At 56.1% G+C, this 22,694-nt stretch carries 22 protein-coding genes; 13 read left to right on the top strand and 9 right to left on the bottom strand.

Going from position 1 to position 22,694, the window contains the following annotated elements; genetic code table 11:
* Positions 1-138: 138 nt before the first annotated feature.
* Positions 139-780, top strand: a complete 642-nt coding sequence (gene msrA, locus OWK27_RS18350; RefSeq protein WP_148421924.1) for a peptide-methionine (S)-S-oxide reductase MsrA — start codon at positions 139-141, stop codon at positions 778-780.
* Here the strand turns inward: msrA and OWK27_RS18345 are convergent, their stop codons facing one another.
* Positions 781-1,839, bottom strand: coding sequence for a LacI family DNA-binding transcriptional regulator (locus OWK27_RS18345; protein WP_148421923.1), 1,059 nt, complete (start codon positions 1,837-1,839; stop codon positions 781-783).
* A gap of 192 nt (positions 1,840-2,031) precedes the next feature.
* Here OWK27_RS18345 and OWK27_RS18340 point away from each other — a divergent pair, with 192 nt between their 5' ends.
* From OWK27_RS18340 to OWK27_RS18315, 6 genes are all read left to right on the top strand, one after another.
* Entirely contained in the window at positions 2,032-3,183 is a 1,152-nt protein-coding gene (locus OWK27_RS18340) for a Gfo/Idh/MocA family protein (protein WP_267590934.1), read from the top strand.
* 15 nt (positions 3,184-3,198) lie between these two features.
* Entirely contained in the window at positions 3,199-4,377 is a 1,179-nt protein-coding gene (locus OWK27_RS18335; RefSeq protein WP_148421919.1) for a Gfo/Idh/MocA family protein, read from the top strand.
* 2 nt (positions 4,378-4,379) lie between these two features.
* Positions 4,380-5,447: a Gfo/Idh/MocA family protein gene (locus OWK27_RS18330; RefSeq protein ID WP_267590933.1), complete on the top strand. Its 1,068-nt coding sequence runs from the start codon at positions 4,380-4,382 to the stop codon at positions 5,445-5,447.
* Between the two features lie 9 nt (positions 5,448-5,456).
* Positions 5,457-6,509, top strand: a complete 1,053-nt coding sequence (locus OWK27_RS18325; RefSeq protein ID WP_267590932.1) for a Gfo/Idh/MocA family protein — start codon at positions 5,457-5,459, stop codon at positions 6,507-6,509.
* Positions 6,510-6,548: 39 nt separating this feature from the next.
* Positions 6,549-8,096 (top strand): MFS transporter, encoded by a 1,548-nt coding sequence (locus OWK27_RS18320; protein ID WP_242173858.1) that lies wholly within the window; start codon positions 6,549-6,551, stop codon positions 8,094-8,096.
* A gap of 194 nt (positions 8,097-8,290) precedes the next feature.
* The gene (locus tag OWK27_RS18315; RefSeq protein WP_148421912.1) at positions 8,291-9,628 is read left to right on the top strand and encodes a hemolysin family protein; all 1,338 of its coding nucleotides are present in this window, start codon (positions 8,291-8,293) and stop codon (positions 9,626-9,628) included.
* Positions 9,629-9,704: 76 nt separating this feature from the next.
* Here OWK27_RS18315 and OWK27_RS18310 read toward each other — a convergent pair whose 3' ends face one another.
* From OWK27_RS18310 to OWK27_RS18295, 4 genes are all read right to left on the bottom strand, one after another.
* Entirely contained in the window at positions 9,705-10,112 is a 408-nt protein-coding gene (locus tag OWK27_RS18310; protein ID WP_148421910.1) for a hypothetical protein, read from the bottom strand.
* Entirely contained in the window at positions 10,090-10,506 is a 417-nt protein-coding gene (locus OWK27_RS18305) for a polymorphic toxin type 44 domain-containing protein (RefSeq protein ID WP_148421908.1), read from the bottom strand. The genes OWK27_RS18310 and OWK27_RS18305 overlap by 23 nt, the downstream gene beginning before the upstream one ends.
* A gap of 1 nt (position 10,507) precedes the next feature.
* Positions 10,508-10,993: an Hcp family type VI secretion system effector gene (locus OWK27_RS18300; RefSeq protein ID WP_038418543.1), complete on the bottom strand. Its 486-nt coding sequence runs from the start codon at positions 10,991-10,993 to the stop codon at positions 10,508-10,510.
* 262 nt (positions 10,994-11,255) lie between these two features.
* Positions 11,256-11,462: a DUF1107 domain-containing protein gene (locus tag OWK27_RS18295; protein ID WP_003856054.1), complete on the bottom strand. Its 207-nt coding sequence runs from the start codon at positions 11,460-11,462 to the stop codon at positions 11,256-11,258.
* Positions 11,463-11,785: 323 nt separating this feature from the next.
* Here OWK27_RS18295 and OWK27_RS18290 point away from each other — a divergent pair, with 323 nt between their 5' ends.
* Positions 11,786-12,343, top strand: coding sequence for a YtfJ family protein (locus tag OWK27_RS18290; protein WP_176608883.1), 558 nt, complete (start codon positions 11,786-11,788; stop codon positions 12,341-12,343).
* Here OWK27_RS18290 and cysQ read toward each other — a convergent pair.
* Entirely contained in the window at positions 12,337-13,077 is a 741-nt protein-coding gene (gene cysQ, locus OWK27_RS18285) for a 3'(2'),5'-bisphosphate nucleotidase CysQ (protein ID WP_242173863.1), read from the bottom strand. The two genes, OWK27_RS18290 and cysQ, sit on opposite strands and share 7 nt — an antisense overlap.
* 190 nt (positions 13,078-13,267) lie before the next feature.
* Between cysQ and OWK27_RS18280 the strand changes: the two genes are divergently transcribed.
* On the top strand, positions 13,268-15,211 hold the full coding sequence (locus OWK27_RS18280) for a bifunctional 2',3'-cyclic-nucleotide 2'-phosphodiesterase/3'-nucleotidase (protein WP_267590931.1): 1,944 nt from the start codon (positions 13,268-13,270) through the stop codon (positions 15,209-15,211).
* 75 nt (positions 15,212-15,286) lie between these two features.
* Here the strand turns inward: OWK27_RS18280 and OWK27_RS18275 are convergent, their stop codons facing one another.
* Positions 15,287-15,667, bottom strand: coding sequence for a winged helix-turn-helix transcriptional regulator (locus tag OWK27_RS18275; protein WP_242173866.1), 381 nt, complete (start codon positions 15,665-15,667; stop codon positions 15,287-15,289).
* 90 nt (positions 15,668-15,757) lie between these two features.
* Here OWK27_RS18275 and OWK27_RS18270 point away from each other — a divergent pair, with 90 nt between their 5' ends.
* From OWK27_RS18270 to OWK27_RS18260, 3 genes are all read left to right on the top strand, one after another.
* On the top strand, positions 15,758-16,606 hold the full coding sequence (locus OWK27_RS18270) for an SDR family oxidoreductase (protein ID WP_267590930.1): 849 nt from the start codon (positions 15,758-15,760) through the stop codon (positions 16,604-16,606).
* Positions 16,607-16,687: 81 nt separating this feature from the next.
* Entirely contained in the window at positions 16,688-17,512 is an 825-nt protein-coding gene (locus OWK27_RS18265) for an AraC family transcriptional regulator (RefSeq protein ID WP_267590929.1), read from the top strand.
* Between the two features lie 75 nt (positions 17,513-17,587).
* Entirely contained in the window at positions 17,588-18,553 is a 966-nt protein-coding gene (locus tag OWK27_RS18260) for a DMT family transporter (protein WP_193354897.1), read from the top strand.
* A 38-nt stretch (positions 18,554-18,591) separates the two neighbouring features.
* Here OWK27_RS18260 and OWK27_RS18255 read toward each other — a convergent pair whose 3' ends face one another.
* A complete protein-coding gene (locus OWK27_RS18255) occupies positions 18,592-20,241 on the bottom strand; it encodes a methyl-accepting chemotaxis protein (RefSeq protein WP_267590928.1) in 1,650 nt (549 codons plus the stop codon).
* A gap of 243 nt (positions 20,242-20,484) precedes the next feature.
* On the opposite strand from OWK27_RS18255, the gene ytfE reads away from it, so the two are divergent.
* Positions 20,485-21,147 carry an iron-sulfur cluster repair protein YtfE gene (gene ytfE / locus OWK27_RS18250; protein ID WP_176608889.1) on the top strand — a complete coding sequence of 221 codons (663 nt, stop codon included), beginning with the start codon at positions 20,485-20,487 and terminating at the stop codon, positions 21,145-21,147.
* Positions 21,148-21,231: 84 nt separating this feature from the next.
* Here the strand turns inward: ytfE and cycA are convergent, their stop codons facing one another.
* Positions 21,232-22,641, bottom strand: a complete 1,410-nt coding sequence (cycA, locus tag OWK27_RS18245; protein WP_148421891.1) for a D-serine/D-alanine/glycine transporter — start codon at positions 22,639-22,641, stop codon at positions 21,232-21,234.
* Positions 22,642-22,694: the final 53 nt, after the last annotated feature.

Raw genomic sequence — 22,694 nt, 5'->3', positions numbered from 1 at the left:
AAATAACGGGTTGAAAAAGGGTGTAACACCCAAATATTTCTTATGATTAAATCTAGACTCATTCATCGCATTTATTGTGTTCAATTAAACGCGTCGTGACAACCTTAACCGAAACAACGCCACCCGGGAGGCCCCACCGTGAGTTTATTCGATAAAAAGCATCTGGTATCACAGGCCGATGCGTTACCGGGACGCAACACCCCTATGCCCGTGGCAACATTACACGCCGTAAACAACCATTCAATGACAAACGTTCCTGATGGAATGGAGATCGCCCTGTTCGCCATGGGCTGCTTCTGGGGCGTGGAACGCCTCTTCTGGCAGCTGCCGGGCGTGTACAGCACCGCGGCGGGCTATACCGGAGGGTATACGCCTAACCCAACCTATCGCGAAGTCTGTTCCGGTGAGACCGGCCATGCCGAAGCGGTCCGCGTGGTGTATGACCCGGGCGTCATCAGCTATGAACAGCTGCTCCAGGTGTTCTGGGAAAACCATGACCCGGCGCAGGGCATGCGTCAGGGTAACGATCACGGCACCCAGTACCGCTCGGCCATCTATCCGCTCACCCCCGAGCAGGAGGCCGCCGCCCGTGCCAGCCTGACGCGCTTCCAGGAAGCGATGCAGGCAGCGGGTGATAAACGCCAGGTGACGACCGAAATCGCCACCGCAAAACCGTTCTACTATGCCGAGGACGACCACCAGCAGTATCTGCATAAAAATCCGTACGGCTACTGCGGCATTGGCGGCATCGGCGTTTGCCTGCCGCCGCAGCAGGCCTGACTACCGATCCAGCGCCACGCGAGCCGCGTGGCGCGTGGCGTTGCTCACCGAACCGTAATCCAGCACTTTCCCCTGCAACAGCAGGTTAAAGACCGGCGCCTGCGGCCGGTTGAGCCGCGTCTGCACCAAATGCACCGCCTCTATCCCCAGCTCCCGGCAGGGCACCGCAATCCCCGTAATCGGCTTTTCCAGCCGGTTGGCTAAGTTCCATGCAAAATCGGTGGTGATGATGGAGATATCTTCCGGCACGCGCAGCCCGTGGCGCCGGAGTGCCCTGAGCACGCCCTCCGTCATGCTGGTGCTGTTGGGAAAAATCACCTCGGGCCACTGCGCTCTGTCGTGGCCTGACAGCCATGCGTCAAGCTCGCGTTCAGCCTCCTCCGCCGTAAACCACTCCGTGACCAGCAGGTCCCGCTGCGGCTCAAAGGCCACGTGAAAATGCCGGTACGCCTCTTTTATGCCGTCCAGCCGCGCATAGAGCGTGTCCCGCCGCAAGCAGGTGATGGTCAGCACCCGCCGGTGCCCCTGCTCGAAGAGATACTGCATGGTAGTAAAGCCAATCGCGCGGTGATCGGGGGAAACGGAATCCAGCACCCGATCCCGGTCGACGGAATTAATTAATACGCAGGGTTTATTCAGCGTACTGGCCAGCTTAAATATGGTGGAATCATCCGTACCAATGATAATGATCGCGTTAATATTTTTATGGCTGGCTTTTTCCATAAATAATTTCACATCCGCATGCTGTTCCTCTAATCCGCAATAGCTGATCCAGACATTGTGCGGCGCGCTGGCTTCGGCAATACCTTTGGTCACTTCCAGATAAAAAATATCCCCGCGCCCCTGAAAGGTTCTTTCGGGAGCAAATACCGCGATGCCGTTAATTAAGAGCCGCCCGCTCGCCATCGATTCCAGCACGCCAAGCTCCCGTGCGGTGCGGACAATCGCCTCCCGGGCCCTGTCGCTGGTGTAAGACTTGCCGCTTAACACTCTGGAAACCGTGCTCACGGAATACCCCGTCAGGGAGGCGATCTCCTCCATTTTTAACCTGCCCGGCATAGTGTGACCTCGCTCTCAATCAGTTTTTGCAAATATTTGCAGAAACAGCGCATTGATTTTAAAACTAAATTTCAAAACGGTTAGAGTTTACTTATTGACCTTGCGAGTATTCTCACAAAAACACATTGTCGCTGCGGCTCGCCTTTCCTATTTTTCGGTCATCACGCTTTTTGGCTGAAATTAAGGTGAGACATGGAGAAGGTACGTTTTGGCATTATTGGTATAGGTAATATCGGTACGGTTCACGCGCGCTATTTACTGGCCGGTACCGTCAACGACGCCTGCCTGACCGCGGTGTGCGATAACGCGGTGGATAAGCATCCCGCCATTCGTCAGCTGGTTGGCACCCTTCCGCTGTTCAGTGACGCGCAGGAGATGCTCCAGAGCGGGCTTATCGATGCGGTCATTGTCGCTACGCCGCATTACGACCATCCGCGCCTGTCGATGCTGGCGATGCGTCACGGCGTTCATACCCTGTGCGAGAAGCCGGCAGGCGTTTATACCGCGCAGGTGCAGGAGATGAACGCCTGCGCCCGCGAGTGCGACGTGGTGTTCGGCATCATGTATAACCAGCGGCCCAACCCGCTGTATCAGAAAGTGAAAGATCTGATCGACAACGGCGAGCTGGGTGAGATCCGCCGCTCCAACTGGATCATCACCAACTGGTATCGCTCGCAAAGTTATTACAACTCCGGCGGCTGGCGCGCCACCTGGAAAGGCGAAGGCGGCGGCGTGCTGCTCAATCAGGATCCGCATCAGCTCGATCTGTGGCAGTGGCTGGTGGGCATGCCGGTTCGTCTGCGCGCGTTTTGCCAGTTCGGCAAGCATCGCGATATCGAAGTGGAAGACGAGGTCACCGCCTATGCGGAGTACGCCAACGGCGCGACCGGCGTGTTCATCACCACCGTCGCGGAAACGCCGGGTACCAACCGCCTGGAGATCGTGGGCGATCGCGGCAAAGTCGTCGTTGAGGAAGGGAAACTGCGCTACTGGCGGCTGCGCGAATCGGAAACCGCGTTTAACGCCCGCTGGCAGAATGGCTTTGGCGAGCCGGAATGCTGGGAAGTCACCCTCCCCGTAGCCCCTGAATACAGCGAGCATCACGTTATCACCGCCAACTTCTGCGCCGCCGTGCTGCGCGGCGAACCGCTAATTGCGCCGGGTCTGGACGGCATTCGCGGCTTAACGCTCTCAAACGCCATGCACCTCTCGACCTGGACCGACGACTGGGTTGAGCTGCCGCTGAATGAAAAACAGTATCTGCGCCTGCTTCAGCAGCGCATCAGCACCTCTGTAGATAAAGGGGCCACCAGCATCACGCTGGACGCCTCGGGCACCTGGTAACGCCGGAGAAAATCGATGCTAAATGTCGCCATTGTGGGAACGGGCAACATTGCCCATAACCATATTCAGGGTTATTTGCAGTTTGGACAGCGCTGCCGGATTGTCGCGCTGGTTGATATCTACCCGGAGAAAGCGGAGGAGAAAAAAGCGCGCTACGGCCTGACGGAGGCCCGCGTGTACGCCAGCCATCAGCAGATGCTGGAAGAAACGGTCGCGCTGGACATCGTTGACGTCTGCACCCCGCCCTATGTTCATGCGGAAATCAGCATTGATGCGCTGCGTGCGGGCTGCCATGTGCTGTGTGAAAAACCGATGGCCGCCTCGCTGGAGGAGTGCGACGCGATGATCGCCGCACAGCAGGCCAGCGGAAAAATGCTCTCGGTTATTGCCCAGAACCGCTTCACCGATGCCTTCTGGCGCTTAAAAGCGGCGGTGGATTCCGGCCTCGCCGGGAAGATCTGCCATGCGCAGGTAGATTCGTTCTGGTGGCGCGGGCACTGCTACTACGACCTGTGGTGGCGCGGCACGTGGGAAAAAGAGGGGGGCGGCTGCACGCTTAACCACGCGGTGCACCACATTGACGCCATTCAGTGGATGCTCGGTTTTCCGTCTGAGGTGGTGGCGATGATGAGCAACGTGGCCCACGATAACGCCGAGGTGGAAGATCTTAGCGCCGCGATATTTAAATACCCCAGCGGCGCGCTCACGCAGCTTACGGCTTCGGTGGTGCACCACGGCGAAGATCAGAAAATCATTATTCAGGGCGATAAGGCGCGCATCTCCGCGCCGTGGCAGGCTTTTGCCAGCGTAAGCGCCGACAACGGGTTCCCGCAGGAGACCAGCGACGCTGAACGCGAAGCGCGGCTAAACGCCGTGTTTCAGGAGACACCCAGGCTCGCATGGACGCTCCACGCCGGGCAGATTAACGACCTGCTCCAGAGCATTGAGCGCGGCACGGCCCCGCTGGTGGACGGCGTGCAGGGTAAGCGCTCGCTGGAGCTGATAACCGCGATTTACAAGTCGGCCATCACCCGCAGTATCGTCGCCTTACCCATCCGCAGCGATGACCCGTTCTACCTGACCGGCGGCATTAATGCTCTCGCCCCCCGTTTTTATGAAAAATCCGCAAGCGTCACCAGCTTCAGCGAAGTGGGCGCTATCCCTCTGGGTAAAGATCTGGATCGAGGACTGTAACCATGAACAAGAATGACGGAATGAACTACGCGCCGGTCGGTAAACCGCAGCCGGTGGTGCAGGCGGGTGAATTTGTGTTTGCCGCCGCCGCGCTCGACCACGGGCATATCTACGGCATGTGTAACGGCCTGATTGAAGCAGGCGCCACGCTGAAGTGGGTGTACGATCCCGACCCGGCCAACGTGGATAAATTTATCCAGCAGTACCCGCAGGCGAAAGTCGCGGAGTCGCTGGAGGTGATACTCAACGACGACGAGGTGCGTCTGGTCGCGGGTGCCGCCATCCCCTCCGAACGCTGCGCGCTGGGGCTGAAGGCAATGGCGGCGGGCAAAGACTACTTCACGGACAAAGCGCCGCTCACCACGCTGGAACAGCTGGCCGATGCCAAAGCGATGGTGGAGAAAACCGGGAGAAAATACGCGGTCTACTACAGCGAGCGCCTGCACGTGGAAAGCGCGGTCTTTGCCGGGCAGCTGGTGCAGCAGGGGGCGATTGGTCGCGTGGTGCAAACCCTTGGCACGGGGCCGCACCGGGAAGGCACGGGCCGACCGGCGTGGTTTTACGATCGTCGCTACTTTGGCGGCATCCTGTGCGATATCGGCAGCCACCAGATCGAGCAGTTCCTGTTTTTTACCGGCAACAGCGATGCCCGCGTGGTGGCCAGCCAGGTGCGCAACGTTAACCACCCGCAGCATCCGGCCTTCGAAGATTTTGGCGACGCCATGATTAAAGGGGCAAACGGCACCAGCGGCTATTTCCGCTGCGACTGGTTCACCCCTGATGGGCTCTCTACCTGGGGCGATGGTCGCCTGACGCTGCTCGGTACCGACGGCTATATCGAGATCCGCAAGTATGTCGATCTTACCCGCGGCGAGCAGGATGTGGTCTACCTCGTCAATAAAGAGGGCGAGTTCCGCTATCCGGTCGCCGGGCAGGTCGGGTTCCCGTACTTTGGCGCCCTGATCCTCGACTGCCTGCACCGCACCGAAAATGCCATGACTCAGGCACACGCGTTCAAGGCGGCCGAGCTGTGCGTGAAGGCGCAAATGCTCGCCAATGCGGCCGGGTAAGGGGGCGAGATGACAAACCTCAACGCGGCGATTATCGGCGCCGGGGCCATTCACGGCTGCCACGTGAATGCCCTGAGGCAACTCCCCAACGTGGCCCTGCGCGCGCTGGCAGACACTGACAGCGTCAAAGGACTGACGCTGGCGATGAACTATCGGTGCCGCTTTTATCAGGATTACCGGGAAATGCTGCTGGATGACGGCATCGATGTGGTGCATATCTGCACGCCCCACTTCGAACATAAAAATATGATTCTGGCGGCGCTGGCCGCCGGGAAGCATGTTTTTTGTGAAAAACCGGTGGGCATGAACAGCAGCGAGCTTGCGGACATTGCCGCCTCCGCCGCGCAGGCGCCCGGCAGGCTCGGCGTTTGCTACCAGAACCGGCTCAACCCTACCAGCCTGCGCATTCGCAAGGAGCTGGCGGAGGGCGGGCTGGGCAGGATGTTAAGTATCAAGGCCGTACTCACCTGGTCCCGCTCTGGCGCGTACTACACGGAAAGCCCGTGGCGTGGAAAGCTGGCAACGGAAGGCGGAAGCCTGCTGATCAACCAGGCTATCCATACTCTCGACCTGATGCAGTGGTTCGGCGGTGGCGTGACGCGGCTGAAGGGGGTGGTCGATAGCGGTGAACTGGCCGACGTCACGGAAGGGGAAGACAGCGCGATGGCCACGCTGCACTTCGCCAACGGGGCCCGCGGCCTGTTTTATGCCAGCAACTGTCACACCGCGGACTCCCCCCTCTGGCTGGAGATCCGCTGCGAACGCGGCTCGCTGTTGCTTAACGACAACACCCTCTGGCGCATAACGCCCGACGAGCGGTTTCGTCTTGAAAGCGATGCTTCTCCCGACGGCACGGCGAAAAGTTACTGGGGATTAGGACACCAGCAGGCCATTCGCCGTTTTTATCACGCCATTCGTCACCCGGAGAATACGGATTTTATCGATATCCGTACCGCCGGAATATCACTCAGGCTCGTGGAGGCTTTTTATCGATCGTCTCAGCTAAGGCAATGGATTGATATTAATAATCAGAACGTCACGTGTAGTCCAGCAGTGAAATAAAAAAACAACCTCTACATCTACCCTACACTGGATATTATTATGGTTAAACCAACTGAACGCAGAGTGGGTTATGGCGTGGCGCTTGGCTACGGCATAACCGACCTCTTTGGCGGAGGCGCTTTCGCCATTATCGGCACCTGGCTGCTATTTTTTTATACCACCTACTGCGGATTATCCGTCGTAGAAGCGGGCTCTATATTTGCCATAGCCCGCGTCATTGATGCGTTATTAAGCCCGATAATGGGTTATATCACCGATAATTTCGGCGATACCTGGCTTGGGCGTAAATTTGGCCGTCGCCGCTTCTTCTTATTACTCAGCTCCCCGCTCATGTTTCTGTATGCCCTGCTGTGGCTGACGGATATGGGATACTGGTATTACCTGGGCACCTACCTTTCTATCGAGCTGCTGTCGGCGATGGTGCTGGTGCCATGGGAGACCCTCGCCGCTGAAATGACCAACCGCTATGAAGAGCGCAGCCGCCTGTCCGGCGTACGTATGATCTGCTCCCAGCTGGGCGGTTTTCTTGCGGTGTCGGTCCCCGGCGTAATTATGCATTTTACCGGCAAGGATAATTCATTTACCTATACGCTGACCGGCCTGATATTTTCCTGCGTCTTTTGTATTGCGGTATTTATTACCTGGTACACCACCTGGGAAGCAAAAGACGTGCATCAGGAGTCGGACTTTAAGGTGGATACCCGGCGCAGCAGCGGGATAGGTAATCACCTGAAATATCTGGTTCTGGATCTCTTTTCGTCATTCCGTATTCGCGCGTTCCGCCTGCATATTCTGATATATATTTTTTCCTTTACCGCGATGGACGTATTTGGTTCAGTATTTACCTATTACGTAGTCTATTGCCTGAGTCAGGACGCGGCAGCGGTGTCCGGCTGGCTGAGTATTGCGGCGTTTGCCTCCGTGCCAGGCACGTACGGATTTATGCTGCTATTGAACAGGCTCAACATAACCCCTTCCGCCGCGCTGCGCCTCTCGTATGGCTGCATCTTTCTGGTGCTGGCGTTCCTGTTTACGGTCTATCTCACTGAAACACAGGTACCGACGCTGCTGTTCTCCGCCGTCTTTATCCTGCTGGGTGCCGCCCGATCCGGCCTTTATTATATCCCGTGGAATATTTACAGCTTTATTCCGGATATCGACGAAATCGTCACGCAGCAGCGCCGGGAAGGCATTTTTGCCGGCGTGATGGTGCTGACGCGCAAAAGCACCGTCGCGATTGCCATCATGATTATCGGCCTGGTGTTGCAGGAGTCCGGCTTTGTGAAAGGCAGCGGCGCGCAGCCTGAAAGCGCCCTCGGGGCGATAATCGGCCTGATGATTTTTGCCACCGCAGCGCTGCTGGCCGTGAGCTTTTTCACTACCTATAAATTCAAGCTGACCCGTGAAACGCACAAGGTGCTGCTCAAGGAGATCGCCCGTCGGAAGCTTGGCGGCGATTACCGCGACTGTGACGCCAACACCCGCGTGGTCATAAAGCAGCTTACGGGCTACGAGTACGATCAGGTCTGGGGCGGCGAAGCTACCCGCCAGGCGGTGGGAGATGTTAGCTTAACCCCCGTAAAATAACGCCCTTGCGCCGGATCGGCCCTGTGCCGGTCCGGCTTTTTTTGTCGAAAACGTGACCTCTGGCAGATTTACATCTCTTTACGCTATACTACCGCTGAAATAATCGGCTCAACGCTACGAGCTGAGTTCAATGTGTCTTCACACGAATGGTATCAACTCCCCTTCTGAGGATCTGGCGTTACGCCGGATAAACTATGTTAAACAGTATTTTAGTAATACTTTGTCTCATTGCCGTCAGCGCATTTTTCTCGATATCTGAGATCTCGCTGGCAGCCTCCCGTAAAATCAAACTGAAGCTGCTTGCCGACGAGGGCAACATCAACGCATCACGCATTCTGAAAATGCAGGAAAATCCCGGCATGTTCTTTACCGTGGTGCAGATTGGCCTGAACGCGGTCGCCATTCTTGGCGGTATCGTGGGCGATGCAGCATTCTCCCCGGCGTTTTATAGCCTCTTCGTTAACTACATGTCAGCAGAGCTGGCCGAGCAGCTGAGCTTCATCCTCTCCTTCTCGCTGGTCACCGGTTTGTTCATTTTGTTCGCGGACCTGACCCCGAAACGCATCGGTATGATTGCGCCAGAAGCCGTGGCTTTGCGTATCATCAACCCGATGCGCTTCTGTCTGTACGTCTTCCGCCCGCTGGTGTGGTTCTTTAACGGCCTGGCGAACGTCATTTTCCGCATCTTCAAGCTGCCGATGGTGCGTAAGGACGACATCACCTCCGACGATATTTATGCGGTGGTGGAAGCCGGCGCGCTGGCCGGCGTGCTGCGCAAGCAGGAACACGAACTCATTGAGAACGTGTTCGAACTGGAATCCCGTACCGTTCCCTCTTCCATGACCGGCCGTGAAAACATCATCTGGTTCGATCTTCATGAAGATGAGCAGAGCCTGAAGACCAAGGTGGCGCAGCATCCGCACTCCAAGTTCCTGGTCTGTAACGAAGATATTGACCATATCATCGGCTATGTTGACTCCAAAGATCTGCTGAACCGCGTGCTGGCGAACCAGAGCCTGGCGCTGAACAGCGGCGTGCAGATCCGCAACACCCTGATTGTGCCGGATACCCTGACGCTCTCCGAAGCGCTGGAAAGTTTCAAAACCGCCGGGGAAGACTTTGCGGTGATCATGAATGAGTACGCGCTGGTGGTAGGTATTATTACCCTCAACGACGTCATGACGACGCTGATGGGCGACCTGGTCGGCCAGGGGCTGGAAGAGCAAATTGTGCAGCGTGACGAGAACTCATGGCTGATCGACGGCGGTACGCCGATTGAAGACGTGATGCGCGTGCTGGATATCGACGAGTTCCCGCAGTCCGGAAACTACGAGACCATCGGCGGCTTTATGATGTTTATGCTGCGTAAAATCCCGAAACGTACCGACTCGGTGAAGTTCTCAGGCTACAAGTTTGAAGTGGTGGATATCGATAACTACCGCATCGACCAGTTGCTGGTGACGCGTATTGACAGCAAACCGACCGTGCTGGTGCCGAAACTGCCGGACGCGGAAGAGAAGGTGTCGGCATAATAATAAAAGGGCAGTGATTAACTGCCCTTTCTTTTTTCACTCATATGCAGTACGTATCTGACATTGATAAAAAATTTCAGAACGGTGATGAATCCATATATATAAAACTATAGCCTGCAACGTTATTAAATTTAAAGATATCACCACTAACCTTAAGATGGATAGAATTATCTACAATTTTTACATACACATCTGAGGCGGTAGTCACCAGGAAAGGTTCATAGCCATTTCTTAGATCATTTAAAAAATCCGCATCCGATTTTTTCGCAGAGTATAGATAATATTGGTATACATATGGAGTGGTTGCTCCAGCACTACTTTCAGTAATAATTAAAGTTGACAACTCACCAACTTTCTCTCGGCGTATAATATCTTGTTCAAGGTAAAGAAATTCATCAACTACACGCCATATGCCACACCCTAACAAAATAATCATGACGATTATATATAGCCACTTCTTTTTAAAAACCAGAGCGTTGAGCATAGTCTATTCCTGCTCTAATCCATGTCTGATCGGTTGGATCATCCCCATGTGAATCCGGCCCATGATAATTTTTAAAACCAGGGTCGTTGGTCCCTGCAAGAATTTGAGCAAGTCCTGCTGCCCGCAATAATATCTCGGGTTCAATTCCGGCGGCAATGCCTACCGCTCCGAAATGAAAATTTCCAAAATTTTCGTATTGCCTGCCTAATATGTTTTTATAATCCCAAGGGCCATGCCCTTTTACTTGCTTATAAAACCATAAGTAGGTCAGCGCTGACGGGCCATGATGGAACCGCGCAATCATCATGTTGTTTGATAATGAAACGCCAGGTGGAGAAAATGAAGAAATATCATAAGGAGGTTGAGGCTTAACAGCGATCGCTGGACGTCTCATGTTATGCCCTTTCGTTCCAGCTATCGGAAAAGAGCAAATTCCCATCACAGTGTTTCCATGTTATTTTTTCATATCGCATCTCAACACATTCAAGGTGATTATGTTTCTCTTTCGAAGCATCTTTCGTATCATGCATGACAGGAGAAACTCCGACAATTTTTACGTTTTCAAGAAACATGTTGTTATACTCAACTTCCTGGCCCGCATCGTTAATACGATACCATTTAAACTCTGCGCTTATTAACGTTTGACCGGTACAAACCGCCTTGAACAGATAGGGAGATGAACAATCAAATTCTTTCATAAAGAGGATACTTGAGTGCTTCCTTGTTCCGGTAATTTTTCCTGTCAATGGATCTGTTGGAATAGATACATTATGTGAAAACCCATTTATCTCTATACTTGACTCTCTATCTTGTACGTCAACAGCACCTTTTATTAACGCACCACCATCATCCTTCAGCCATAAATAAGCAGGAATAGCCATCCTTAAAACTCCTTTTCGTTAATGAGATGAGCATTCTTTATGCGTAATTCAATAAGGCCAATAGAGAATCAATTTTTTATTGTTTTATATCAAAAAGAGAGCACTGAAAGAGAGTTTAAGAATAACTACACAAACTCATACTTCCTCTGGAAAGTGGCAACCAGAAATTTACCGATACAACAGAGTCAGAGTTATACTTCCCCCACAAACATCAACGGCTCCCATCGGGAGCCGTCTTTTTAACTACTGCATAGCACGCTGGTTAAGCCATCTCAGTCTGCAGACGCATAACCTGGCGGTTGACTTCGGACATCACAGACAGGTGCTGTTTGTCCTTCACTTTCGGGATAAGGATTTTCCCCTTATCGAACTCAAAAGCGCCAACATCCTTGATGTACAACCGTCCACGGAACAGGATCTTCACGTACTTCGCCACCTGAAGCGGGTTGTAGCGTTGGAAAATTTTCATTCTTGTATCTCCTGCGAATCATACGCTCTTGCGGTGCCACAATCGGCCCGACTGTCCTGAGCGCAAATTTTGATGCCCAATGACTATAGACCAGAACCTCGTACTTACCCAGTGTGCATAAGTTTATTTACCGTTTGATTACAATTATTCAGAATAATCTTTGCAAACCGTGATGCAGAGCAGTATATGCCGTCGTTTTTGCATGGATATGTGCGTTCGCCCGCAAACTGGCATCGGGATTGCGGGAAAAGCCCATTGATCGCACTTATGATTAAAGCGCATGACCAAGTGGTCGGATCACCTGCTCACAATAAGGAAACACCATGACCCTACGTAACATCCTGGCAGCAGCTTGCCTGTTGCTGCCTCTGATGGCATCCGCACATAACATTGAAAAAGGACAACGCGTTCCGCCCGTCGGCATTGCTGACCGGGGAGAATTGATTCTCGACAATGATAAGTTTAGCTATAAAGCCTGGAATAGCGCGCAGCTCGCGGGCAAAGTGAGAGTTGTACAACATATTGCCGGTCGTACATCCGCAAAAGAGAAAAACGCGACACTCGTGGAGGCGATCAAGTCAGCAAAATTCCCTCACGACCGCTATCAGACCACCACCATCGTGAACACCGACGATGCCATTCCCGGCTCCGGGATGTTTGTGCGTTCAAGCCTGGAGAGCAATAAGAAGCTCTATCCGTGGTCGCAGTTTATTGTCGACAGCAACGGCGTGACGCGTAAGGCCTGGCAGCTGGAAGAAGAGAGTTCAGCGGTTATCGTGCTGGATAAAGAGGGCCGCGTAGCGTGGGTCAAAGACGGCGCGCTGACCCAGGATGAGGTGCAGCAGGTGGTTGCCCTGCTGCACAAGCTGCTGGCTCAGTAAAGTGATACCCGGAAGCCCGGGTTCAGGAATGACTCGCGCGGGGTGTAATCCAGCGGCTTGCCCTGCCAGTCATGCACATGCGCACCGGCCGCAGCGGCAACGGCATGGCCCGCTGCGGTATCCCAGACGTTCGTTGGCCCAAAACGGGGGTACAGCTGCGCCTGCCCTTCCGCCACCAGGCAGAACTTCAGCGACGAGCCAATCGACGTGGTCTGATGTTCACCCAGCTGCTGCAGGTACTCCTCCAGCTCGCTGTCGCTGTGCGAGCGGCTGATCACCACCAGCGGTGGACGCGCGTCGCGCACCTGAATCTGCTTACGTACCCCGCACTCTTCCTTCCAGGCCCTGCCTTCCGCCGCGCTGTACATCACCTTCATCACCGGTGCGTAAACCACGCCGAGCACCGCTTTCCCGTTTTCAATCAGGGCGATATTCACGGTAAATTCACCGTTACGCTTGATGAACTCTTTGGTGCCGTCGAGCGGATCCACCAGCCAGTAACGCTGCCAGTGCTGACGTTCGTCCCAGCTCTGGGGCGCTTCTTCGGAAAGGACCGGGATGTCCGGCGTCAGCGCCTGTAAGCCTTTCAGGATCACCGCATGCGCTGCGATATCCGCCGCCGTAACCGGAGAGTCGTCCGCCTTGCTGACAACGTCCATCGGCTGCGCACCGTCGTACACCTGCATGATGGCATCACCCGCATCCCGTGCGAGCTGACAAATCTTATCTAACATTCTCCACCTCTTCGTTAACGCAGTGGGCATAACTTATTGTTTTAGTTATATCGTAATGTGAACAATTCCGCTATCTGTGAAGCAATTCTGGTTTCAGGGGCCTTTTTTCTGGCAGCATTCACACTTCTGTAAGCAATAAAATATACATACATATTCTTTTGTGGCTTGGATCGAAAAAAGGACTCCTCAGATGATTAAGTTTAGCGCAACGCTCCTGGCAACGCTGATTGCGGCAGGCGTTCAGGCAGCGACGGTGGATCTCCGCATTCTGGAAACCACCGATCTGCACGGCAACATGATGGACTTCGATTACTACAAAGATACGCCAACCGAAAAATTCGGCCTGGTGCGCACGGCAAGCCTGATTAACGCCGCTCGCGGTGAGGTAAAAAACAGCGTGCTGGTGGACAACGGCGATTTGATTCAGGGCAGCCCGCTCGGCGATTACATGGCGGCGAAGGGGCTGAAGAAAGGTGAGATCCACCCGGTCTATAAGGCGATGAATACGCTGGACTATGCCGTCGGCAACCTGGGCAATCACGAATTTAATTACGGGCTAAAATACCTGCACGACGCGCTGGCAGGGGCTAAATTCCCGTACGTTAACGCCAATATCATCGACGTTAAAACCCAGAAGCCGCTGTTTACCCCTTATCTGATTAAAGAGACCGACGCCGTCGATCGGGACGGTAAAAAACAGACGCTGAAAATCGGCTATATCGGCTTTGTACCACCGCAGATCATGACGTGGGATAAAGCCAACCTCGACGGTAAAGTGACCGTAAACGATATTACCGAAACCGCGCGTAAGTACGTGCCGGAGATGCGCGCGAAAGGCGCAGACCTGGTGGTGGTTGTCGCCCACTCGGGCCTCTCCGCCGATCCGTATCAGGCGATGGCCGAAAACTCCGTTTACTACCTCAGCCAGGTGCCGGGCGTCGATGCGATCCTGTTCGGCCACGCCCACGCGGTCTTCCCGGGCAAAGATTTCTCCGGAATCAAAGGCGCAGACATCGAAAAAGGCACGCTCAACGGCGTACCGTCCGTGATGCCGGGCATGTGGGGCGATCATCTTGGCGTGGTGGATCTGGTGCTGAATAACGACGGCGGAAGCTGGAAAGTCACGCAGTCGAAAGCGCAAGCGCGTCCGATTTATGACGTCGCCGCGAAAAAATCCCTGGCCGCAGAAGATAAACCGCTGGTTGACGTGCTGAAGCACGATCACGACGCCACGCGTGAATTTGTCAGCAAGCCTATCGGTAAATCAGCCGACAACATGTACAGCTTCCTGGCGCTGGTGCAGGATGACCCGACCGTGCAGGTGGTAAACATGGCGCAGAAAGCCTACGCCGAACACTTTATTCAGGGCGACCCGGACCTGGCAAAACTGCCGGTGCTGTCTGCCGCCGCGCCGTTCAAGGTGGGCGGCCGCAAGAACGATCCGGCCAGCTACGTTGAGGTGGAAAAAGGCCAGCTGACCTTCCGCAACGCCGCCGACCTCTATCTTTATCCCAACACCCTCGTCGTGGTGAAGGCCACGGGGAAAGAGGTGAAGGAGTGGCTGGAGTGCTCCGCCGGGCAGTTTAACCAGATCGACCCGCACAGCAGCAAGCCGCAGTCGCTGATTAACTGGGACGGCTTCCGCACCTACAACTTCGACGTGATCGACGGCGTGGAGTATCAGATTGATGTAACCCAGCCCGCCAGATATGACGGCGAGTGCCAGACGATAAACCCGCAGGCGGAGCGCATCAAAAACCTGACCTTCAACGGTAAGGCCATTGACCCGAATGCGACCTTCCTGGTGGTGACCAATAACTATCGCGCCTATGGCGGTAAGTTCGCCGGAACGGGCGACAGCCATATCGCCTTTGCGTCCCCGGATGAGAACCGCTCGGTGCTGGCGGCGTGGATCGGCGCAGAGTCTAAAAAAGCGGGTGAAATTCATCCGGCGGTGGATAACAACTGGCGTCTGGCGCCCATCCACAGCGACACAACGCTGGATATTCGCTTTGAGACCTCACCGTCCGATAAGGCAGCCGCGTTTATTCAGGATAAAGCCCAGTATCCGATGAAAAAGGTCGCGACGGATGACGTTGGCTTTGCGATTTATCAGGTCGATTTGAGCAGGTAAAAGCAAAACGGCAACGCACGTTGCCGTTTTTAACGTTTGTTCCCTCTCCCGCGGGAGAGGGTCAGGCTGAGGGCATCAGGCCGCGCGCTCGTCCCGGTTCGCCAGCACCTGCGGCGTATTCACCTCAATCCAGTCCGCCAGCGCGGCCACTTTCTCGCTTACCTCAACGCCCAGCGGCGTCAGGCTATACTCCACATGCGGCGGCACGACCGGATACGAGACGCGATCGACAAATCCGTCCTGCTCCAGCGCCTGAAGCGACTGGGCCAGCATCTTCTCGCTGACGCCGCCCATCTTGCGGCGCAAGTCGCTGAAGCGGTGCGTGCCCTCGCGTAATGCCACCAGGATCAGCACGCCCCAGCGGCTGGTTACGTGTTTGAGCACCTCCCGGGAGGGGCACTGTTCGGCAAAAAGATTCCCGTCACGCATTTGCTCGGTGAGCGTTGGTATCGTCATTTTAATACTTACCTTTTTGTGCGTACTTACTAAAAGTTAGTTATGGTGCTAGTGTGCCACAACACCAGACAAACACGAAGGAGATTCATCATGATCGCAATTACCGGCGCTACCGGCCAGCTTGGCAAACTCGTTATTGAACAGCTTCTGAAAACCGTTCCGGCCAGCCAGATTGTGGCTATCGTGCGTAACCCGGCGAAAGCCGACGCGTTGAGTCAGCAGGGGCTCGACGTGCGTCAGGCGGACTACACCGATGAAGCCGCCTTCACCACCGCGCTGAACGGCGTGGATAAACTGCTGCTCATCTCCTCCAGCGAAGTGGGCCAGCGCGCCGTACAGCATCAGAACGTGATTAACGCTGCCAAAGCGGCAGGCGTGAAGTTCATCGCCTACACCAGCCTGCTGCACGCGGATAACTCCCCGCTGGGCCTGCACGCAGAGCACGTTGAAACCGAAAATGCGCTGGCGGCCTCCGGCGTGCCTTATGCCCTGCTGCGCAACGGCTGGTATACCGAAAACTATCTGGCGAGCGCGCCGCCAGCCCTCGAGCACGGCGTGTTTATTGGCGCGGCGGGTGACGGCAAAATAGCCTCCGCGACCCGTGCGGATTACGCGGCGGCAGCGGCGAAAGTCATTTCTGAAGAGGGCCATGCAGGCAAGGTCTACGAGCTGGCGGGCGACCACGGCTGGACGCTGAGCGAGCTGGCGGCGGAACTGAGCAAGCAGAGCGGCAAGCCGGTGGCTTATCAGAACCTGAGCGAAGCGGATTTCGCCGCCGCGCTGAAGGGCGCAGGGCTGCCTGCCGGGCTGGCGGATATGCTGGCGGACTCCGACACGGGCGCGTCCAGAGGCGGCCTGTTTGACGACAGCCGTACCCTGAGCAGGCTGATTGGCCGTCCGACGACGCCGCTGGCGGAAAGCATCAAAGCCATTCTGTAATTGTTAAGAATCGGTTATTTTTTGTGGCATCCCCCTGGGTCATTTCTGATAATAAAGCGATGACCCACAAGGAGGCTCACCGTGCAAGGCGTACCGGAACAGTTTACTGATGAGAGAGACAGCGCGCGCTTTCGCCATCTGGCGCAGCTGCCCGGTCTTGAGCTTTATCATGCCCATATCTCTGACTACGCCTTCGAGCCTCATACCCATGAAGCCTTCGGCATCGGCACCATCGAAACCGGTGCCGAGCGCTTTCGCTATCGCGGGACCCAGCATCTCGCCGCTGAAAAATCCGTTGTCACCATGAACCCGGACGAGATCCACACCGGAGAGTCAGCAACCGAGGGCGGCTGGCGCTATCGGATGGTTTATCTCGAACCCGATCTGCTGGAGGAGGTCACCGGCCTGTGCCACTGGTGGTTTAGCGACGTAACCCGCCATGACCCGCTGCGCTCGCAGCAAATCGGCCAGCTGATTTACGGCCTGTGGCATACGGACGATCCGCTGGCACAGAAGGGATTATTGCTGGATTTAATTCAGACATTTCAGCCGCTGGCCCACCATGCGCCGGTCGTTAACGAAGGCGCGCACCGCTTCGAACGCGTTCGCGACTATCTGCACGATAACTATATGCGCTCGCTCACCCTGGACGAGCTGGCCAACGTCGTCTCGCTCAGCCCGTACCATTTTCAGCGTCAGTTCAAAGCCCATTTTCACGTCACCCCGCATCAGATGCTGATGGCCATTCGCCTGTGGCGCGCCAAAGCGTTCCTTACGCACGGCATGCCTGCCGCCGAAGTGGCCGCCGCAACGGGGCTGACCGATCAGTCGCACCTGACCCGCGCCTTTTCACGCCGCTACGGCATTACGCCCGTGCGCTACCAGAAGCAGGTTGCCAGGCGCTGATGCGCAATCTCATACAATACGCGCGCGCGTCCGCCTCCTACACTGGTTACAAAATGAATCACTGTGGATGAGAAGATGATTAGCGGCGTGTTGTATGCCCTGCTTGCGGGTTTAATGTGGGGGCTGATTTTCGTAGGCCCGCTGATTGTGCCGGAGTATCCGGCGATATTGCAGTCTACCGGACGCTATCTGGCGCTGGGGCTGATTGCCGTGCCGCTGGCGTGGCTGGGACGCGCGCGTTTGCGTCAGCTTGGTCGTCAGGACTGGATCACCGCGCTGGCGCTGACCATGACGGGTAATCTTATCTACTACGTCTGTCTGGCGAGCGCCATTCAGCGCACCGGCGCGCCGGTTTCCACCATGATTATCGGTACGCTGCCGGTCGTGATCCCGGTTTTCGCGAACCTGCTTTACAGCCAGCGTGACGGCAGGCTGGCGTGGTCAAAAATGGCGCCGGCGCTGGCCTGCACCGCTGTGGGGCTGGTGTGCGTTAATATCGCCGAGCTGCGCCACGGTCTGGAGGATTTCAGCTTGTGGCGCTACGGTTCGGGTATCCTGTTAGCGTTCATCTCGGTGGCGTGCTGGGCCTGGTATGCCCTGCGCAACGCGCGCTGGCTGCGGGAGAACCCGGACAAACACCCGATGATGTGGGCCACGGCGCAGGCGCTGGTGACGCTCCCCGTCTCGTTAGTGGGCTATGTCGGCGCGTGTATCTGGCTGGGCAGCCAGCAGCCGGCGTTTACCCTGCCCTTTGGGCCGCGCCCGTGGGTGTTCGTCGGGCTGATGGTCGCCATTGCCGTGCTGTGTTCATGGGTGGGCGCGCTGTGCTGGAACGTGGCCAGCCAGAAGCTGCCGACGGTGATCTTGGGGCCGCTGATTGTCTTCGAAACCCTGGCCGGGCTGCTCTATACCTTCCTGATGCGCCAGAGCGTGCCGCCGCTGTTAACGGCCTGCGGGATCGCGCTGCTGGTTCTTGGGGTGGTGATTGCGGTGAGAGCGAAGCCGGAAAAACCGAGGGTCGTTCCGGCTTCGGAGACGTGATTTTTGCCGGGTGGCGCGAACGCCTACCCGGCACCGGGTTAAAACGTTTCCCAGTTCGCTTCAGACGCCGACGCTACGGGCTGCGCCCTGGCTGCAACGCTTTTCACCGGGGCTGCCTTCACCGCCTGGCTGCGGGTAATTTTAAATACCGCCACCGCTTCGTTCAGGCGCGCCGCCTGGTCTTCCAGCGCTGCCGCCGCTGCCGCAGACTCCTCCACCAGCGAGGCATTCTGCTGGGTGACGCGATCCATCTCCGCCACGGCCTGACCTACCTGGTCGATACCGCGGCTCTGCTCGTCGGACGCAGAGGCAATCTCGCCCATAATGTCCGTTACGCGCGTAACCGCACTGACGATTTCCGCCATCGTCGCGCCCGCCTCATTCACCAGCTGAGAGCCTGCGTTCACGCGCTCGCCAGAATCGTCGATCAGCGCTTTGATCTCTTTCGCCGCCTGAGCGCTGCGCTGGGCCAGAGTACGCACTTCGCCCGCAACCACCGCAAAGCCGCGGCCCTGCTCGCCCGCGCGCGCAGCTTCTACCGCCGCGTTCAGCGCCAGAATATTGGTCTGGAAGGCAATGCCGTCGATCACGTTGGTGATCTGCGCTATTTTGCTGGAGCTGGTGGCGATTTCATCCATTGTGCGCACCACGCCTTCCACCACGTTTCCACCCTTCTTCGCGGTGGAAGAGGCATCCAGCGCCAGGCGGGAAGCCTGACGCGCGTTATCGGCGTTTTGCTTCACGGTAGCGGTCAGCTGCTCCATGCTGGCGGCGGTTTCTTCCAGCGACGCGGCCTGCTGCTCGGTACGGGAAGAGAGATCGTTACTGCCGGCAGAAATTTCACCCGCGCCGGTGTAGATGGTGTCTGCGCCTTCACGCACCACGCCCACCGTGTTGGCCAGCGCGGTTTGCATCTCCTGGACGTTACGCGCCAGGATCGCCATTTCGTTTTTCCCCTCAGCCTGAACCGGCTGGGTTAAATCCCCTGCTGCAATGGCGCGGATGTGGTTAATCACCTCTTCCAGCGGCAGCAGCAGCACGCGGCGCATCGCAACCCAGCTGGAAATAATCACCGCGATCACCAGCAGCATCACCGCAGAAAGGATCCACAGAATGCGCCTGTAGTCGCTTTCATTGTCCTTGATGCCTTTCGCGGTAAGCGCGGCCTGCGCCTCACGCCACTCGTGATAGACCTTCTGCATCGCGGTCTGTTTCTGCTCCGCATTTTGCTTGAACATATCTTCCAGATTACCCTGGCCCAGCAGGACGTTCATTTGCGTCAGCGTGGCGGAGTAAATGCGGTACTGTTCTTCCAGCCTGTCGGCCAGGCGCTCATCCAGCCCCGGGGTTTCCGGCAGCGCGTAGTACGTATCGTAGTGGGCCTGCGCGTCGGCCAGCAGGTTTTTCGTGGTATTCACCAGCTCGTTCAGCTGGCCGCCGTTAATTTGGGAAGCCATGCTGCTTTGCAGGCGCAGCATGCCGCGGTTCAGGGTGACGCGCGCCTGGTTCAGGCTAATCCATGCATCGGTAAACTCCGCCACGTTCTGGCTGGAAATCTGAGAAACGGTGAAGTTCTCTTTATCGTTATTGAGCGCGTTAATGAAAATGCCGGCGGAGATCAGTTGCATAATGCCGAGCACAAGCAGCACCGAAATCAGAAGAGTAATCACTTTTATACGTTTAAACATGCGTTGCCTTTTTATATGCAGGTTTGTCTGACGTGTATCTATCGGCACGCGCGGCGGGTTGTTTACTGTTTCTCCACCTTTAAAAACTTTCTAAAGCCCTTTTCTGCATTCAATCAGCAGCTTAAAAGCGCTCTTTTTTTGTGAGCGCCCTCTCATTTTTACCCTTGCCACTAAAGGGTTATAGTATCGGCTTAAAGATGTATTTAAAATGCATCTTATATTATTGATGATGAGGTAACGACTATGGCCTTCCGCGATCAACCCCTGGGCGAGCTGGCGCTCTCCATCCCTCGCGCTTCTGCGCTGTTCCGCAAATACGACATGGATTACTGCTGCGGCGGTAAGCAAACGCTGGCGCGTGCAGCGTCGCGTAAAGAGCTGGACGTGGAGGCTATCGAAGCGGAGCTGGCGCTGCTGGCCGAACAGCCTGTCGATAAAGACTGGCGCACCGCGCCGCTTGCTGAAATCATCGACCATATCATCGTGCGTTACCACGATCGTCACCGCGAACAGCTGCCGGAGCTAATTTTGCAGGCGACCAAAGTCGAGCGCGTTCACGCCGACAAACCCTCCGTACCGCGCGGTCTGGCAAAATACCTGACCATGCTGCACGAAGAACTTTCCAGCCACATGATGAAAGAAGAGCAGATCCTCTTCCCGATGATTAAACAGGGAATGGGTAGCCAGGCGATGGGGCCTATAAGCGTGATGGAAAGCGAGCATGATGACGCCGGCGAGCTGCTGGAAGTGATCAAACACACCACCAATAACGTCACCCCGCCGCCAGAAGCGTGCACCACCTGGAAAGCCCTGTACAACGGCATTAACGAGACGATCGACGATCTGATGGAACACATCAGTCTTGAGAATAACGTTCTGTTCCCGCGCGCACTGGCCGGGGAATAAAAAAGGCCGCTGCGGCCTGATGCCCCCTCCCACGGAGAGAGGGAGCAAAAACTAAAAACGGCAACCGACGTTGCCGTTTTGCTTTTACCTTACGCCCGCCATACGTTTCTTACCGATAAACAGCCAGCCCAGCCCCAGCGCGATAAACCACAGCGGGGTGACGATCAGCGCCTGACGGGTATCTTCTTCCAGCGTCAGCAGCACCAGCACGAAGACGAAGAACGCCATGCATACCCAGCACATCAGCTTGCCCAGCGGCATCTTGTAGATCGACTTCTCATGCAGGTGTGGACGCTGTTTGCGGTACACCAGGTACGAGCACAGGATGATGGTCCAGACGAACATGAACAGGATCGCAGAGACCGTGGTAATCATGGTGAATGCGCCAATCACGCTCGGGTTGACGTAGAGCATCACCACGCCGCCCAGCAGGCAAATGCAGGAGAAGGTCAGTCCTTTCGCCGGTACCGCGCGTTTAGAGAGTTTGGCGAACGCGCTCGGGGCAACGCCTTCCTGCGCCAGGCCGAACAGCATGCGGCTGGTGGAGAACACGCCGCTGTTCGCCGATGAAGCCGCGGAGGTCAGCACCACAAAGTTAATCAGGCTCGCCGCCGCCGGCAGGCCGACCAGTACGAACAGCTCGACGAACGGGCTCTTCGTTGGCACTACCGAACTCCACGGCGTCACGGACATGATGATAATCAGCGCGAACACGTAGAACATGATGATACGCAGCGGAATGGAGTTGATCGCGCGCGGCAGGGATTTCTCCGGATCTTTGGTTTCCGCCGCCGTGGTACCGACCAGCTCAATGCCGACAAACGCGAATACCGCAATCTGGAACCCGGCAAAGAAGCCGCTAATGCCTTTCGGGAACCAGCCGCCGTCATTCCACAGATGGGCAAACGACGCCTGAACGCCGGTTGGCGACTGGAAGTGCGTCAGCACCATCACCAGCCCGACGACAATCAGCGCGATGATGGCGACGATTTTGATCATCGCGAACCAGAACTCCATCTCACCGAACATTTTAACGGTGGCGAGGTTGAGGCTCAGCAGCAGGACAATCACCGCCAGCGAGGCCACCCAGTCCGACAGGCCGGGGAACCAGAACTGTGCGTAAGCCGTAATGGCAACGACGTCCGCCATACCGGTAACGACCCAGCAGAACCAGTAGGTCCAGCCGGTAAAATAGCCCGCCCACGGGCCGAGCAGATCCGACGCGAAGTCGCTGAAGGATTTGTATTCGAGATTCGAGAGCAGCAGTTCGCCCATTGCGCGCATCACGAAAAAGAGCATAAAGCCGATGATCATATAAACGAAGATGATCGACGGCCCGGCAAGACTGATGGTTTTGCCCGAGCCCATAAACAGCCCGGTGCCAATGGCGCCCCCAATGGCAATAAGCTGAATGTGACGGTTTGTGAGATTACGCCGTAGCGACTGTTCAGATGTCGCCTCTTCTGCGGCGGCGACTTTGACCTGATCTACCATGTTATATTTTCCTGTTTATGCCTGTCTGTGTTGTTAAGGCTCTGTTGGCCTTT

The organism is Enterobacter cloacae complex sp. 2022EL-00788 (assembly GCF_026627565.1).
GTDB lineage: Bacteria > Pseudomonadota > Gammaproteobacteria > Enterobacterales > Enterobacteriaceae > Enterobacter > Enterobacter pasteurii.
This window is presented reverse-complemented; position numbering and strand designations above follow the sequence as displayed.

Coding starts and splice junctions, on each gene's coding strand:
- OWK27_RS18325 (WP_267590932.1), top strand. CDS start 5,457: ATGACAAACCTCAACGCGGCGATTATCGGCGCCGGGGCCATTCACGGC.
- OWK27_RS18310 (WP_148421910.1), bottom strand. CDS start 10,112: ATGCTCAACGCTCTGGTTTTTAAAAAGAAGTGGCTATATATAATCGTC.
- OWK27_RS18275 (WP_242173866.1), bottom strand. CDS start 15,667: ATGACGATACCAACGCTCACCGAGCAAATGCGTGACGGGAATCTTTTT.
- OWK27_RS18290 (WP_176608883.1), top strand. CDS start 11,786: ATGACCCTACGTAACATCCTGGCAGCAGCTTGCCTGTTGCTGCCTCTG.
- OWK27_RS18295 (WP_003856054.1), bottom strand. CDS start 11,462: ATGAAAATTTTCCAACGCTACAACCCGCTTCAGGTGGCGAAGTACGTG.
- OWK27_RS18255 (WP_267590928.1), bottom strand. CDS start 20,241: ATGTTTAAACGTATAAAAGTGATTACTCTTCTGATTTCGGTGCTGCTT.
- OWK27_RS18270 (WP_267590930.1), top strand. CDS start 15,758: ATGATCGCAATTACCGGCGCTACCGGCCAGCTTGGCAAACTCGTTATT.
- cycA (WP_148421891.1), bottom strand. CDS start 22,641: ATGGTAGATCAGGTCAAAGTCGCCGCCGCAGAAGAGGCGACATCTGAA.
- OWK27_RS18300 (WP_038418543.1), bottom strand. CDS start 10,993: ATGGCTATTCCTGCTTATTTATGGCTGAAGGATGATGGTGGTGCGTTA.
- OWK27_RS18305 (WP_148421908.1), bottom strand. CDS start 10,506: ATGAGACGTCCAGCGATCGCTGTTAAGCCTCAACCTCCTTATGATATT.
- OWK27_RS18260 (WP_193354897.1), top strand. CDS start 17,588: ATGATTAGCGGCGTGTTGTATGCCCTGCTTGCGGGTTTAATGTGGGGG.
- OWK27_RS18320 (WP_242173858.1), top strand. CDS start 6,549: ATGGTTAAACCAACTGAACGCAGAGTGGGTTATGGCGTGGCGCTTGGC.
- OWK27_RS18345 (WP_148421923.1), bottom strand. CDS start 1,839: ATGCCGGGCAGGTTAAAAATGGAGGAGATCGCCTCCCTGACGGGGTAT.
- ytfE (WP_176608889.1), top strand. CDS start 20,485: ATGGCCTTCCGCGATCAACCCCTGGGCGAGCTGGCGCTCTCCATCCCT.
- OWK27_RS18340 (WP_267590934.1), top strand. CDS start 2,032: ATGGAGAAGGTACGTTTTGGCATTATTGGTATAGGTAATATCGGTACG.
- OWK27_RS18335 (WP_148421919.1), top strand. CDS start 3,199: ATGCTAAATGTCGCCATTGTGGGAACGGGCAACATTGCCCATAACCAT.
- OWK27_RS18280 (WP_267590931.1), top strand. CDS start 13,268: ATGATTAAGTTTAGCGCAACGCTCCTGGCAACGCTGATTGCGGCAGGC.
- cysQ (WP_242173863.1), bottom strand. CDS start 13,077: ATGTTAGATAAGATTTGTCAGCTCGCACGGGATGCGGGTGATGCCATC.
- OWK27_RS18330 (WP_267590933.1), top strand. CDS start 4,380: ATGAACAAGAATGACGGAATGAACTACGCGCCGGTCGGTAAACCGCAG.
- OWK27_RS18315 (WP_148421912.1), top strand. CDS start 8,291: ATGTTAAACAGTATTTTAGTAATACTTTGTCTCATTGCCGTCAGCGCA.